General features: G+C 54.2%; 12 protein-coding genes. 1 reads left to right on the forward strand and 11 read right to left on the reverse strand.

Annotated elements, in window-relative coordinates; translation table 11 throughout:
- Positions 1-322: 322 nt before the first annotated feature.
- The 4 genes from GXP52_06405 to GXP52_06420 form a co-directional block, all read right to left on the reverse strand.
- Positions 323-475 (reverse strand): hypothetical protein, encoded by a 153-nt coding sequence (locus tag GXP52_06405; protein NOY86915.1) that lies wholly within the window; start codon positions 473-475, stop codon positions 323-325.
- A gap of 183 nt (positions 476-658) precedes the next feature.
- Positions 659-2389, reverse strand: coding sequence for an adenine deaminase (gene ade / locus GXP52_06410; protein NOY86916.1), 1731 nt, complete (start codon positions 2387-2389; stop codon positions 659-661).
- A complete protein-coding gene (gene amrS / locus GXP52_06415) occupies positions 2389-3411 on the reverse strand; it encodes an AmmeMemoRadiSam system radical SAM enzyme (GenBank protein NOY86917.1) in 1023 nt (340 codons plus the stop codon). The genes ade and amrS overlap by 1 nt, the downstream gene beginning before the upstream one ends.
- Before the next feature lie 13 nt (positions 3412-3424).
- Positions 3425-4594 (reverse strand): FHA domain-containing protein, encoded by a 1170-nt coding sequence (locus tag GXP52_06420; protein ID NOY86918.1) that lies wholly within the window; start codon positions 4592-4594, stop codon positions 3425-3427.
- A gap of 83 nt (positions 4595-4677) precedes the next feature.
- Between GXP52_06420 and GXP52_06425 the strand changes: the two genes are divergently transcribed.
- Positions 4678-5769: a pentapeptide repeat-containing protein gene (locus tag GXP52_06425; protein NOY86919.1), complete on the forward strand. Its 1092-nt coding sequence runs from the start codon at positions 4678-4680 to the stop codon at positions 5767-5769.
- 258 nt (positions 5770-6027) lie between these two features.
- On the opposite strand, the gene GXP52_06430 is transcribed toward GXP52_06425, so the two are convergent.
- From GXP52_06430 to GXP52_06460, 7 genes are all read right to left on the reverse strand, one after another.
- Entirely contained in the window at positions 6028-8466 is a 2439-nt protein-coding gene (locus GXP52_06430) for a protein kinase (protein ID NOY86920.1), read from the reverse strand.
- Between the two features lie 516 nt (positions 8467-8982).
- A complete protein-coding gene (locus tag GXP52_06435; protein NOY86921.1) occupies positions 8983-9666 on the reverse strand; it encodes a PHP domain-containing protein in 684 nt (227 codons plus the stop codon).
- A gap of 92 nt (positions 9667-9758) precedes the next feature.
- On the reverse strand, positions 9759-10268 hold the full coding sequence (locus tag GXP52_06440; GenBank protein ID NOY86922.1) for an SH3 domain-containing protein: 510 nt from the start codon (positions 10266-10268) through the stop codon (positions 9759-9761).
- 13 nt (positions 10269-10281) lie between these two features.
- Positions 10282-11484 (reverse strand): MFS transporter, encoded by a 1203-nt coding sequence (locus tag GXP52_06445; protein ID NOY86923.1) that lies wholly within the window; start codon positions 11482-11484, stop codon positions 10282-10284.
- A gap of 5 nt (positions 11485-11489) precedes the next feature.
- The gene (locus GXP52_06450) at positions 11490-12215 is read right to left on the reverse strand and encodes a 1-acyl-sn-glycerol-3-phosphate acyltransferase (GenBank protein ID NOY86924.1); all 726 of its coding nucleotides are present in this window, start codon (positions 12213-12215) and stop codon (positions 11490-11492) included.
- A gap of 64 nt (positions 12216-12279) precedes the next feature.
- Positions 12280-12645 (reverse strand): response regulator, encoded by a 366-nt coding sequence (locus tag GXP52_06455; protein NOY86925.1) that lies wholly within the window; start codon positions 12643-12645, stop codon positions 12280-12282.
- A gap of 211 nt (positions 12646-12856) precedes the next feature.
- Entirely contained in the window at positions 12857-13801 is a 945-nt protein-coding gene (locus GXP52_06460; protein NOY86926.1) for a hypothetical protein, read from the reverse strand.
- Between the last annotated feature and the right edge of the window lie 90 nt (positions 13802-13891).

Here is a 13891-nt window from a genome sequence, read left to right on the forward strand (position 1 = left end):
CAGGTCAGGTGGTAAGGATATTCAGTCTGGAGTATACGAAGCGGTCTTCCCATACACGGGTACTATCACAATTCGTGCCAACTGCTCCGTGTGGGAAGAAAAGAAAAAAGGTGTCAGAGACAGGGGTGGGGGGTTCTTTTGTAAGTGTGAGGGAATCCAAGACCGTATGTCTGAACAGATTTTTGTTCGCATAAGATATATTATGTAAAGTCAAAGACACGTTCGCTGAGAAAACCTTAAGTTCTTGGGTTCATCCTGTATGAGTACCAGGATAAGAACCATACCCCACCATTCGTCATCGCGAACCGTATCCCGCCATCTGTCATCGTGCCTGTCCGCCATAGCCCGTAGGGCGACGGCGGAAGCGATCCCATGGGCGGCCGGCGGGCGCTGCTATGACCCTTTCGGCTCCGCCCGGGATTGCCGCGTCACTCTCGTCTATCTCGATGTTCCTCGCAATGACTTCGCTGGTCATTGAACGTTGAACATTGAACCTTGAACCTGTTTTACCTTATAGCCCATAGCCTATTGTCCGCTCTTCCCCTCTGGACACTGGACTCTGGACTGCTCTTCTTCTCTGGACACTGGACTGACGACTTACCGCGTTGAACATTGAACGTTGAACGTTGGACCTGTTTCATCCCGTTGAACCTTTTTATTATTCCCTCACTTCCAATTCCACCGGGGAAAAGGCCGTGACGTCAAAGAGACCCCTATCGGTGAGTTTCAGCTCCGGAATTACCGGCAGGGCGAGAAAAGACAGGATCATGAAAGGGTCTTCAAGCCGACACCCGGTTTTTCGTGCCCCCGATTTTACCTCCTTCAGTTCCATCATAAGGGAATCGGCATTCCCGTCGTAAAGAAGCCCCGATATGGGCAAAGGAAGCACGGTCACAGAGTCCCCATCAACCGCGACGGACAATCCGCCTCCATTATCGATAAGCGCGTTCACGGCCGCAGCAGCGCTGTGTGAATCAGCTGATACACAGATGATGTTGTGGGAGTCGTGTGCCACGCTGGACGCGATGGCCCCTCTCCTGAGGCCAAAACCCCTTACGAGTCCCATACCGCATCTGCCGCTGCCGTGGTGCCTTTCAAGGACAAACAATGACGCAAGGTCTTTTGAGGAATCGTGAAGAAAGAACCGATCCTGATCGGTCCTTATCTCTTCTATGGAACCTTTTGTCAGGAGCGAACCCGGGACAACCTCCATAACCCGTGCCATTGGGTTGGGGACTGAGAATAAAATCCTTAAATAATCATTGGTTATCATCTTTAAATTAATGGAGTTTCTCAATTTACTCCGGACCGATGCCTGCTCCATGGCGGGGAAAAACTCCCCATCCGATGACACCTGCTTACCGGACTTGAATACGGTCTTTATCTGGAATGATTTCATATCATCGAAAACCACCAGATCCGCCAGGTATCCCGGCGCCACCGCCCCCCGGTCACTTAAACCGAAGTGCTCCGCCGGATTAATGGTGATCATCCTTATTGCCTCAACCGGGTCGAGCCCACATTTGACGGCCTTTCTTAATAAAAGGTCCATATGTCCCGACTCCATGAGTTCATCCGGGTGACGGTCGTCCGTGACCAGCATGAAACGGTTGAAGTTTAGCGGCGTAACGGCTGGAAGAAGGTTTTCAAGGTCATGGGCGCTTGTTCCCTCTCTCATCATGATCCGTAATCCCAGGCGGACCTTCTCCCGGGCTTCCTCCGCATTTGTACATTCGTGGTCAGACCGTATCCCCGCGGCGGCGTAGGCGTTCAGAGGTTTGCCTGAGAGCATGGGGGCATGGCCGTCGATTGGTCTCCCTGCACTGGAAAGGATCTTTGCGATAACCGAATCATCGCCGTTGACCACACCTGGGAAATTCATGACCTCCGCCAATCCAATGACCCTTGGATGGTTGAAAAGGCGTTTTATTTCCCTGACGCCGATTACGGCGCCTGATGTTTCGAAGGTGGTTGCCGGAACGCACGAGGGGGCCATGAGATAAAGGTCAAGAGGGATCCCCTCACTGTCGGCCAGGATAAATTTGATCCCTTCCAGGCCCGATACATTGGCGATTTCATGGGGGTCCGCCACCATGCAGGTGGTTCCCCGCGGGACGATCAGCCTGGCCAACTCGCTTGGCCTGAGCATGGTGCTTTCGATGTGGAAGTGAGCCTCGATGAACCCGGGGGCAACGTACGAGCCTTCGAGGTCGATGACCTCATCCGCATCATATTCACCCAGACCGGCAATCCTGTCGTCCATAACAGCGATATCCGTTTTTTGGATCTCGCCCGTGAAGGTATTGATTAACCTTGCGTTTTTCAGGAGCAGGTGTGCCGGTTCATCCCCGCGGGAAACAGCCAGGAGTTTTTTCAGAAAGTCATCCATCAACTCCCCTCCCCCGGCACGCCGTAAAATGCCGTACCGCATTTTGGGCAGGCGCCGTCCTGTGAAAGGTTCGAGCTTATGAGGGTAAAACCGCTTCGTTCAAGGAGAAGATGACCGCAGTTGTGACATAAGGTCTGGTCGTTTCCCTGGGAGATATTCCCCAGGTAGGTGTATTTCAGGCCTTCGTTTCTTCCGGCCCTCTCAGCCCTCCGGAGGGAGCCCATAGGTGTTGGAGGACGATCCGTCATCTTATACGTCGGGAAAAACCGGGATATGTGCCACGGGATGAGCGGATCGATCGAGGCGATGAATTCCGCAATAAATCCAAGGGACCGCTCATCATCGTTCAGCCCTGGAATCAGGAGAGTCGTCACCTCTATCCAGACACCCGCCTCGTAAAGGGCCCTGATCGTCTCGAGGACAGGCTCCAGACGAGCGCCACAGACCTGATGATAGAAGTCATCCGTGGCTCCCTTCAGATCCACATTCGCCGCGTCAAGACAAGGTGTAACCATGTCAATGGCCTCTGGAGTCATGAAGCCGTTGGTTATGAAGACATTCTTCAGCCCTGCTTCCCTGCCCTGCCGACAGCAGTCCAGAGCATATTCCAGAAATATGGTCGGTTCGGTGTATGTATATGATATGGATCGGCATCCGGATGCCAGGGCCTTGTTTACAACTTCGTCAACTGTCCTGAATTGCCCCGGGATCGAGGTGTCATTGGGTGACAGGATGCTTATCTCGTAATTCTGGCAATGCCGACAGGACAGGTTGCAGCCGGCGGTTGCCACGGAGTATGAAACGCTTCCGGGAAGAAAATGATAAAGGGGTTTCTTCTCGATGGGATCGACATGTTCGGCAACCAGTTTCCCGTAAACCAGGGTGTAAAGGGTTCCCCCCCTGTTCTCACGGACCCGGCATATTCCCCTTTTCCCGGGCAATATCCTGCATCTGTGGGCGCACATCCGGCAATGGACCTGGTTGTCATCCCCTTTTTCGTAGAGAATCGCCTCGTGCTGCATTCCAGGAATACCCCTAGATCCCAACCGGTTCGAACCCCCGGCCGCATTTTGGACACCTGAAGCGAACCCTCTTTTTCCTGTAGATCTTCGCCACATCCACGGTGCCGACGGTTCCACATTTCGGGCAGGCCACCTTGAGGCGGGCGTTCCTGTCCATTGCCATTGTAGCGTCCCCGGGGGTGGAGGCAAAAAGGCTCACATCCTCCGCAGGCGACCTGGGAAGGACGATCTGCAATATGTGGCTTCCCAAGGTTATCGTGTCCCCATCCTTCAGGGTAAATTCCCTTGTATACTGGTTGTTTACGAGGATGCCATTGAGGCTGCCCATGTCCATGATAAATATTTTTCCGTCCCTCTCATCCAGGGAAGCGTGTTTTCTGGAAACACCGGGATCGTTGAGGAAAAGATCGGATCCGGGATCCCGGCCAACGACAAACGGGTATGAGGTAACACTGACTCTTTTCAAGGTTCTGGTCTGGTCGCGGACGATAATCTCGGGCATTGGCCTGGTATAATGTTTGAAGACGCCACCCTGATAGGCCGGCGGTCCCTCAAGATAGTCAGCGGCAGGCGTGGTTTGCAGGTTCTCGAAGACCCGGATCCTGATGGAATTGCCCTTTATCTGGCTGATCTCGATCCTTTTAAAAAGGTCCATCCAGTCCATCCCTGTCGAGGATTGGACGACCTGGTCGGAGAAATAGGCCTTTATGGCCTTTCCACCCTTGACGAAAGCCAAGCTGAAGCGGCCATCCTGGATCAGCGCTACGAGCGAATCCTTTCGTCCTTCCATGAGACCCACCACCAGGTGTTCTATCTTTATGTGTTCGGCGGCTCCTTCCGTTTCAGGGGAGCGTTCCTGAAGGACAAGGATCGACTTCATCAGCACAGGATCGGTCTGAATGAAGGAAAGGCGGGTCTGTGAATTCTGCGCGAGGTAAACAAAGAACTCCCTTATCCCGGTCCCCTGAAGATCCCCGACCGGTGATATCTTCCCGGCAGCATAGGGTTTTCTCTGAAAAAACAGGACATATCTACGGAATGAATCACCGGGGGAAACTGATGTGATGCAGAAACCATACTCCATCAGGGACATTATCCCCTCCCCTTTTAGTATTCGGTCGAACACGTCGGGGTCCGGATGAACGTCCTTAAGCAGTGCGGATGCGAACGGGAAAGGAATCATCTTGCCCACATTAGCCCACAGTACGGCTGTTGACAAGGGTCGGCTCGACCCTTAGAATGCCGGCCTGATGGAGGATATGTCTATTGGCCGATTTTACACCTGAGGAGGTTTTACAGAAGAAGGGATCAGGCGAAAGCCTGGCGGGCCTGAATCTGGTCAGGATCTCCCTGAAGGGGAAAGATCTGGCCGGGGTGGACCTGCACGAAGCCAATCTGCAGTATGCCGACCTTTCCAACGTTGACCTGAGCCGGGCCAACCTCTCAGGCGCGGATCTTTCTTATGCCAACCTGAGTGGGGCCAGGCTCAGGGGCGCTAACATGGAGAAGGCCCGTATGGTCGCCGCAGAGATGATCAATACCGACCTCAGAGAGTCGAACCTTTCCGGCACGGTGGTGGACGACGCCAGATTACCCGGGTGCGACCTATCAGCCTCCAACCTTTCAGGGGCTACCATGAGACGCTCCGAGGCACGGGATATCAATGCCAACGGCGCCGTTATGGATGGTGTTGACATGGAGGAATCCCGGTTGGACGGCGCCTCCTTGAGAGGCGCTTCCCTTATTGGAGCAAACCTTACGGGCGCAGTCCTGACCGGGGCCGACCTGTCGGGAGCGGACCTGAAAAAAGGGACCCTCATCCGTGTGGATTTCAGTAAATCGAGGCTTTGCTCGACCGGGTTTGTGGAGGCGAATCTCATGAATTCCACTCTTAAAGCGGTCCAGGCACCGGCCGCCGATTTCTCCCTCGCAAACCTTACGGGGGTGAACCTCACGGATGCCGGCGTCCAGAAGGCCATTTTTCGAAGTGCCGAGATGACCCATGCAGAACTTTCCAATGCAGATTGTGCCGAGAGTGATTTCAGCTACTCCAGAATGTCCTACGTCACCGCGGAAGGGGCGAACCTGACAAAGTGTTTCTTCGTTGGAACTACGCTCACCGATGCCAGGATGAAGAAGTGCCGGATGGGGGGAGCTGACATGAGAGATGCCATCGTAGCCGGGTGCAGCCTCTTAGGCTCGGATCTTTCAGGCGCAAACCTTCAAAACGCCGACCTCTCGAGGGCTATTGTGACAGGGGCCGATTTTTCAAGGGCCGACATGACCGGGGCCAACATTGTGGGTACCGATCTGCGGGATGCCAAGCTTGAAGGGACACGACACCCGGGAGCCGGCTAAAACACGTATCCCAGTCCAGAGTCTAGCGTCCAGAGTCCAAAGTGGAAAAGCAGGCTATAGGCTGTAGGGTAAAGCAAGTTCAACGTCTAACGAGAGAAAAACGTTCAACGTTCAATGTCCAAAGGGGAAAAGCAGACACGGTGACGCAGTCCAAGTGTCAAAGTATGGAAGTATCGAGGTGCCCAGACCCAAGATCCCAGATCCCAAGCCCTGCACTCTGGACTTTCGACTCTGGACTCTGGACTATAACTCTTAGCCCTACTGTTTCAGTACTGTTTTAAGTTCCATCAGGGCCGTTCCCACATCCTGGAAACGGTTATTCACGTCTTTCTCCATACACTTGAGAATGAATCCTGACAACGCCGGCGGAATCGAGGGGTTGAATTTTTCAGGCGGCGGGGGTGCTGTGTGAACGTGATGGTACATGACGTCCCCCTCCTTGAACGGAACGGTGCCCGTAAGAAATTCATAGATGGTGACGCCGACAGCATACAGGTCGGCCCGGTGGTCGACCTGTCCGCCAAGGATCTGTTCCGGCGACATGTAGAAAGGGGTTCCGGCCATCTGCGTATGGGTCTTTCTACCCTCCGCGATGGCCCTTGCAAGTCCGAAATCGGTGATCTTCACGAGTTTTTCATCCCTTGACCAGAGGAGGTTGGCGGGTTTGATGTCCCTGTGGACGATGCCCTTGCTGTGGGCGTATGCCAACGCACGCAGGACCTGACCCGCGATGACAAGCGCCGGTTTCAATTCGAACATTCCCTGTTTTTCAAGAATCTCCTTAAGGGAGTCGCCATCGACAAACTCCATGACAATATAGTACTCGCCTCTTTTCTGATCGGCATCGTAGATGACAACGATGTTGGGATGGGAGAGCCTGGCCGCTGATTTCGCCTCCCTCAGGAACATCTCCAGAACCCTCTGGTTTCTCTGAGCCTGCGGCGGCAATATCTTATAGGCCACGATCCTGTCGAGCAGGGTATCCCTCGCCTTGTAAACAACTCCCATCCCCCCCCTGCCGACCTCCTCGACGATCTCGTATCGACCGTCTTTTGCCGACGTCCCGGATCCACCGGCGACCATGGTAGCGTCTGGGGGGGGGGACTGGTCGCCGATAAGCCTGCCCTGTCCCGGGGAAGAGGCCCCCAGGAGGGCTTTCATGGAGGTCACCTGGTCCTTTACGTCCCTGTAATGGTAATCCACAAGAAGGATCTTTTCCAGAATCGATACCGCCCCATGGAGTTGACCGTCTTCCTTCAGGGACGCGGCGTACCTGTAAAAGGAATCCAGATTATCCCGCCGGGGATTCTCATCCGCGATGGCCTTCTGGTAGGCGGCAATGGCCAGGGACCACATCCTCTGGCCGAAAAAGAGTTCTCCCAGGAGGCGGTTGGCTTCGGCGTAATCCGGGCTGGTCTTTTCAACCTTCTGCAGAGCCTCCGTGGCATCCTCTTCCTTGCCCAAAGATATGAGGGATCGTGCAGCCTGAAAGAAGGCGCCGGCATCAAGAAGCGCCCGGGCCTCCTGTTCCGTTTCCCCCAAGTCCCGAAAAATCCGGGCCGCATCCTCGGCCCGGCCGCCGGCCAGAAGGAGATTCGCCGCATCGGAAGATTTTCCCAACTCGATGAGAAGATCCGCGGCCGAACGATGATCATCCGCTTTTCCGAAAGCTTCAACCGCCCTTTCTTTCTCCCCGGCGGCGACGAAAATCTCAGCGGCTCTCCTCCACTCTCCAATACGCCCGAGCAGCTCCGCGGCCTTGATTGTCTGGCCTTCATCCAGAAGGGCTTGGGCAACATCCAGCCCTCCTTCTTCTGGTGTGTCGGATGATCCCAGGATGCGGGCAGCCGATGCCGCGTCCTTGGCCTTCATGTAGAGTTCAGACGCCTTTCGACCCTTACCCAATTCCTCATAGAGTCTGGCAGCCTGCTTGAAGTGCCCACCGGTTTCAAGAACCTTTGCGGCTTTTCCTCTCTGGTTGGCCTGAAGGAGGCTAAAGGAGGCAAGGGCGGCCAGGTTTTTAGAGACACGGTCCTCCTCAGGGGCGACGGATGGATCCCTTCGGCTCACCCTTTCCTGCAGGGCCCTGACCATGCGGGGCGCGGCCCTGGAATGCTCACCAGCCTCGGCCAGAAGTTCTCCCGCTTTCTGGTGATGACCTGTCTTGGAGTAAAACTCAGCCGCCCGCGGGGAGTTTCCCCCTTTTTCGAAAAGAAGGGCCGCCTCATGGAAACGATCAACCTTAACCAGGTTTTCCGCGGCCTGAATGAAGTCCTTTGTTCTTGCGAAAAATTCGGCCGCCTGGCCATAGGCGCCTATCCTCACCAGACATTCCGCCGCGTTGGCATAGTCGTTCATGGCCACACAGGACTCGGAAGCCTTTTCATATTCGCCCACTTTGACAAAAGCCTCGGCCGATTCCCTGAAGCGCCCGGCAGAGGCGTAGAGGGCCCCGGCCTCGGCGTGATTCCCCTTTTTCTCGGCTTTTTTTGCTTTTTTGATAAAAAAACGGGCGGGACGGTCCGCCGGAGGTTTGTCCTCACGGTTCCTGAATGCAAAGAGGATGAGGCAGAGAAGCGAAAGCCCCCCCGCGGTCACCGCGATTGTGTCCGTGGGCCCAAGTGCCCAGGGTGAGGGAATGGAATGTCGGGCGAGAAAGGCCTCGATCGCGGCTTGATAGCTGGAAATAGCGGACATGGGCTGGGATTATAGGATAAAACAGGTCCAACGTCCAACGAGGAAAATAACGTTCAAGGTTCAATGTGAAAAACAAGCTGTAAGCTGTAGGCTATAGGTGTAGGTAAGGGCAGTATGGGTATCGAAGAACCTCAAATCTCAAACTTTATTTTTTGGTTCATCCGGTTAATGCGTACCTTATATTATTATTTTGCCGTCATTGCGAGGAGCATCGAGGGAGACGAGAGTGACGCGGCAATCCCGGGCGACTTGTCGCGGCGAAGTTCGAAGAACGAAGACGGAAGCCGAAAAGGTCATTGCGGCGCCCTCCGGCCGCTATGGGATCGCTTCGCATGGGTTACAGCTCGCGATGACAAATGGCGGGATACGGTTCGCGATGACAAATTGGGGTATGGTCCTCATCCAGGTACTCATTTCCAGGATGAATCTTACTTTAAAACCCTTCTTTGCAACCCCGTGGTGCAGCCTGCGAGGGGCTGTACTGTGGTGGAATAAGGGGGTTTGCGGGCGGAAATTCTACCGGAACAGATGCAGCATGAGGAATGTTCCGAACAGCTGAAGTCCTACCAGGCTGCTGGTATAGATTTTGGCAGGCCGGGTCACAATGGACGTTTTCCTCTCCCGGATCGCGGCGAAAATGCTTTCCTGGTCGGGGTCGGATTCAATGACAGTGAAAGTATAGTCGAGCTGTTTGAGGGAATGAGCGTCTGAAAGGCCCAGGATGGGGAGATTATTTTTAGAGGCAAAGGACTGGGCTTTATGGTTGAAGTTGACCTTTTTCGTGTATAGATGTGAATACTCCACCGCATCGAACAGGCTCGAAAAACGCTCAAGAAGGGTTCCAATGCAGTTATAGTTGGGATAGAAAGGATGCGGTGCGACAACAAACGCCCCATCAGCCCTGATCCTCTTCAGGTCGAAGAAGGTCATTCTGTCCCACTTTGTATCCATTTTATCCACGCCGTAAATGAGAACATGTTTTCCCATTACAGTGGCCTCAACACCGGGGATCAAAAGTATCCCACGCGTGAAGGCATACTGCGCCAACCGCTCGCTGTAGGTAACGATGTTATGATTGGTAATGGAGATGACCTGGTAGCCTTTTTCCGCGGCCCTGTCTATCAGCTCCTCAGCCGTATAATTCAGCTGATGCCTGGGATCTTCCCTGGTATGAATGTGCAAATCGCATTTAAGTCGCATTGTGTGTTGGTGACCTCGTTTAGTCCAAAGTGTTGAGCCCGAAGTTCATAAAAAAACGCCTAGTCAATAACAAATCCGGAATGGGTTGTCAATCAAAGTTCCCACCGGTCTTTTTCAGGAGGGCGTTCGTCATATCGAAACGGCTTTTCCCTTCTGTATCCTGCAATATCACCCATCTTTCGGGTCCAGTATCCAACAATCTTTTTTCTTTTCCATACAAGGATCATCCCCAGAACAAGCAGCCCGGCCAGCGGAAAGTATTGACCGATCCCATCCTTTCCAGCTTTTGTCGGGCCTCCATCGACGTGTTTTCCGGCGCCCGGCATAGTCCCTCGCAACACGGCTACCAGCCTGCGAAAAACCCATGCCTCACGTCCGTCATCCAGGGTGATGCGGCACCAGAGGCCCTCAAGACTCACGAGCGGATATTCCTCACCCGCCTCTGCCTGGAAGAGAACGGGAAATGTTGTGCCCGGGCCTTGCCTTACGTTGACGACACTGCCTTCGATCCGGATGTAATCAGCCTGGACGACACTTGGGTAGATGAGGGTTGTCAGGAGGAATAACAGCAGCAGAAACCTTTGGGATCTAAAGTTAAACATCTGGTTATGAAATCTAGTATTTAGGATGCCCATTGTCAAGGGAATGAGTTGAAGGAGTTTCTCTCCACAGCGCAAGCAGGGCCAGGTATCCTGCAATCCCTACGGCGCCTCCAAAGGGGAAGACACTCCTTATGCCCCATCTATCCGCCATGAAACCGCCTATGATGGGTCCCAGCATGGTGCCAAGGCTCAGTGATGTGTTGTATAACCCCATGACGGATCCCATACCCCTTTCATGCCCTATCCTTACCGCCAGGGCCGATCCCGCCGGTACAATGAAAGCTCCTGCAAGCCCCATGGCAAGGAAGATGATGATCATCTCCCTGAAGCTGTGAGCCCATGAGATGCCGGCAACTGCCAAGGCGGCGGTGACGCTTCCGAAAAAGATACTCTTCAGATGGCCGAAACGGTCCGACAGATGTCCCAATGGGGCCTGGAGCAAGGTTGTAATGACGGTGTTCACTGAAAGGAGCACTCCCACCTGAAAGGAGGACAGGTGAAGCTCCCCGATGGCGAAGAGGGGCATAAGGACCCACGCAAAACCGATGCCGATGGCTCGACTGAAACGGAAGATCAAAAGGCCCGCCAGGTCCGCTGTCCGGAACCGTTGGTGTTCTCCGGACGGGCCCTTTTTAACTTTTCGCATTCCAGGCCATGGGTGCTCGTCGGCGGGAAGAGTTACTATGACGACAATGAGGGCCGTCAGGGACAGAATACCCATTCCATAAAAAGCGGCGTCCATGGAGTAGCGGTCCCTGAGGTACCCACCGATAAGCGGTCCGCCCCCAAGACCGGCGAAGAATGCTGATGTAAAGGTCCCCATAACGAACCCTTCCTTGCCGTTGGGGGCAAGATCTCCGATGTAGGACAGGGCCACGGGCAGTATCATGGCGGCGGCGATGCCCTGGAGAAAACGCACAAGCATCAGCTGGACCATTCCGTCTGCGGCAGCGTAAAGAGGGGAGACTGCAGTAAAGAGGACCAGCCCGGTAACGATGAACACCTTTCTGCCTATGCGGTCGGACAGATATCCGACGGGCGTCATAAAAATGGTCCTCGATGCGGAGTAGGCCCCGAACACAATACCGAGGGTCAGCGCGCTCGTGGCAAAACGGTCCACATAGGAGGGCAGTATCGGGCTCAGAATCCCCAGGCCCAGGGACGATATGAAGATGGAAGCGTAAAGTGAGAGAAAAATCCTTTTGAATGGGGACATTCTTATCAGGGCAGGTTCCTCACGATGATTCCCTTTACCTCCTCCAGGAGCCTGTCACGGTCATTGTAGGTCATTTGGGAAGTGGCGACCGGCTTATCAATGATAACCTCGGCCACCCCACCCCATGAGGTTGAACCGGCCTTGGGCATGGCATCCCGGGTCCCCCTTACGGTAACCGGCAGTACCGGCAAACCGGCCTGAATGGCAAGGACAAAGGCCCCCTTTTTAAATGGAAGCAGTTTGCCGTCCGGGGATCTGGTGCCCTCCGGGGCGATAACCACCGAAACGCCCGTACGGGTCATCATGTCACCCGCCATCGTAAAAGCGGCTGTGGCGACGGCGTGGTCTTTCCGGTCGATGAAGAAATGCCCCATTCTTTTTGCGGCCTGCCCGAAAATGGGAATTCTGCTCAGCTCGACCTTCCCGACAAGCCGGAGCTGAAGAGGAAGGGCAAAAATAATCAGGGGTATATCCAACTGACTCTGATGGTTCATGACCACGACGAAAGGGCCGGTTTCCCCTGAGAGGATCTCCAATCCTCTTATGAAAACCCTTATACCCGCGATCCTGAGGACGGTCCTGGCCCAGGTCCGGGTGCACACCCTGTGGATCATGAACCCACCCCTGTCGAAAAAACTGAATACGATGGCGACGGCGGAAATAAGAAGGGTAAATGGATAGATGAACAGCAGGGAACGGATGGCGACCATGTAACTGGATACAGCACGCATGGGGCAAATCTATCACCACCACGATGCGGAGTAAAGCGGGGAGGATCGGGTGTCGCCCCGGAAGCTACACGAGCATCTGAATGGTTCCGGTGAGTTCTCTGAACGGAATGGGTTTCGTGAAGGTCTTAAACGCTCCCGCGTCCTCTGCCGCCCGGACCATGTTCGAAGAGTCGTTTGCCGTAATAACGAGAACAATGAGAGCGGGGTAACGTTTGATTGCCTTTCTTATGAGTTCCACCCCATCCATTCCCGGCATCATCAGGTCGGTTATGAGAATACAGATGGGTTCCGCCTCCAGGATCTCCAGAGCACGCACACCGCCGTTCGCCTCGAAAGCCTCAAATCCCTCAGCCTCAAGGTATCGGCGCACAGACCAACGCACCAGTTGTTCGTCATCGACAACCAGTATTTTCCTGCTGAGATGGCACATCCCGGACTGCTCTCCAGCAAGAAGTGCGCCATTTTCTGCAACGGACAGTATAAATATTCTTATTGTTTTTAATGGCTTACGAACAATACAAAATTGAAATAACGGTCGGTAAGCGTCAAATGACCCTGTTATGGGGTTATCACCCACAATTTGCGGAAATTATTGATGACTTCGCAAAAAGCCATTCATGGACTTTTTACGACCACGTCAACTATTGCAGCTTCAGGATATCTCCCCTCTTGAAGCCGGACCCCTCCAGGGTCTTGGCCACGGAGAACTTTTCCATGACCTGGGTGACCCTGATGGTCCCTGCCCTGGACTGGACACTCCCAAGGCTCAAGCCCGTATCAGGGTCAAACAGCTCATCTCCCCTGGAATATACGGAAAGAATAGTCCCGGTCGTGATGTTCATATTCGTTCCACCGTTGATGTAGACCTTCTCACCATCGGTCTTGACGACCCTGCCTTCCCAGGGGCGGGCATCCATGGTGTTCACGATATAACTCACAGCGTTTTGAACGGCCTGCCTCGTTGCCTTGCCAAGCGCAGTTTTATTGTACGCCGCACCGCCGAAGGCCAACCCGTGAAAGAAGGCGATGCCCCCAAATCCAGTACTCTTGATCTTACCTTCTGCGCGGTGGGACTGTTGAACCTGTCCGGTTGTGGAGTCGATCAGCCTGATGTCGATGGCTACATGCCCGGTATCTGTCTTCCCCACAATGCCGATTCCGTGAAAGACCACGCCGCCCACGCCGCCACTCTCCTTCTGAGTGAATTCCGTGACGGCCCCTTTAATCAGGACCTGAGCGCCCAGGAGTTCCCCAACTTTTGCCGCGGTTTCCCGGCGAACCCTCCCGGAAGAACCTAGATCCTGTTCCGCAAGTACTTCGTCCAGAGCGCCTCTTTCCACAATGATGAAGCGGTTGGTCTTCATCAGTTCCGTGGTGACCATATCCGTAAGTCTTCTCTCGATATTCCAGCTTCTGTCCCACCAGTGCCCCTGGATATCGTTATCAAATTCCAGCACCGCTATCCTTTTTTTGGGACCATCATACGGTGGATAGACAATTTTGTCGGGTACGGCGGATTCCCGGCCCGGCCCGCCATAGGTCGCGCAACCGGCAATCGCCATCAGAACGGCCGACACCAATGTCATAGCTAATGTCATAGTTAACGTTCGACTTTTAAACATGACAGTTCTACCTCCCGCTGATCCAATACTTTACAGGGTCGTAAAAAGTCCTTA

The organism is Deltaproteobacteria bacterium (assembly GCA_013151915.1).
Classification (GTDB): Bacteria; BMS3Abin14; BMS3Abin14; order BMS3Abin14; family BMS3Abin14; genus BMS3ABIN14.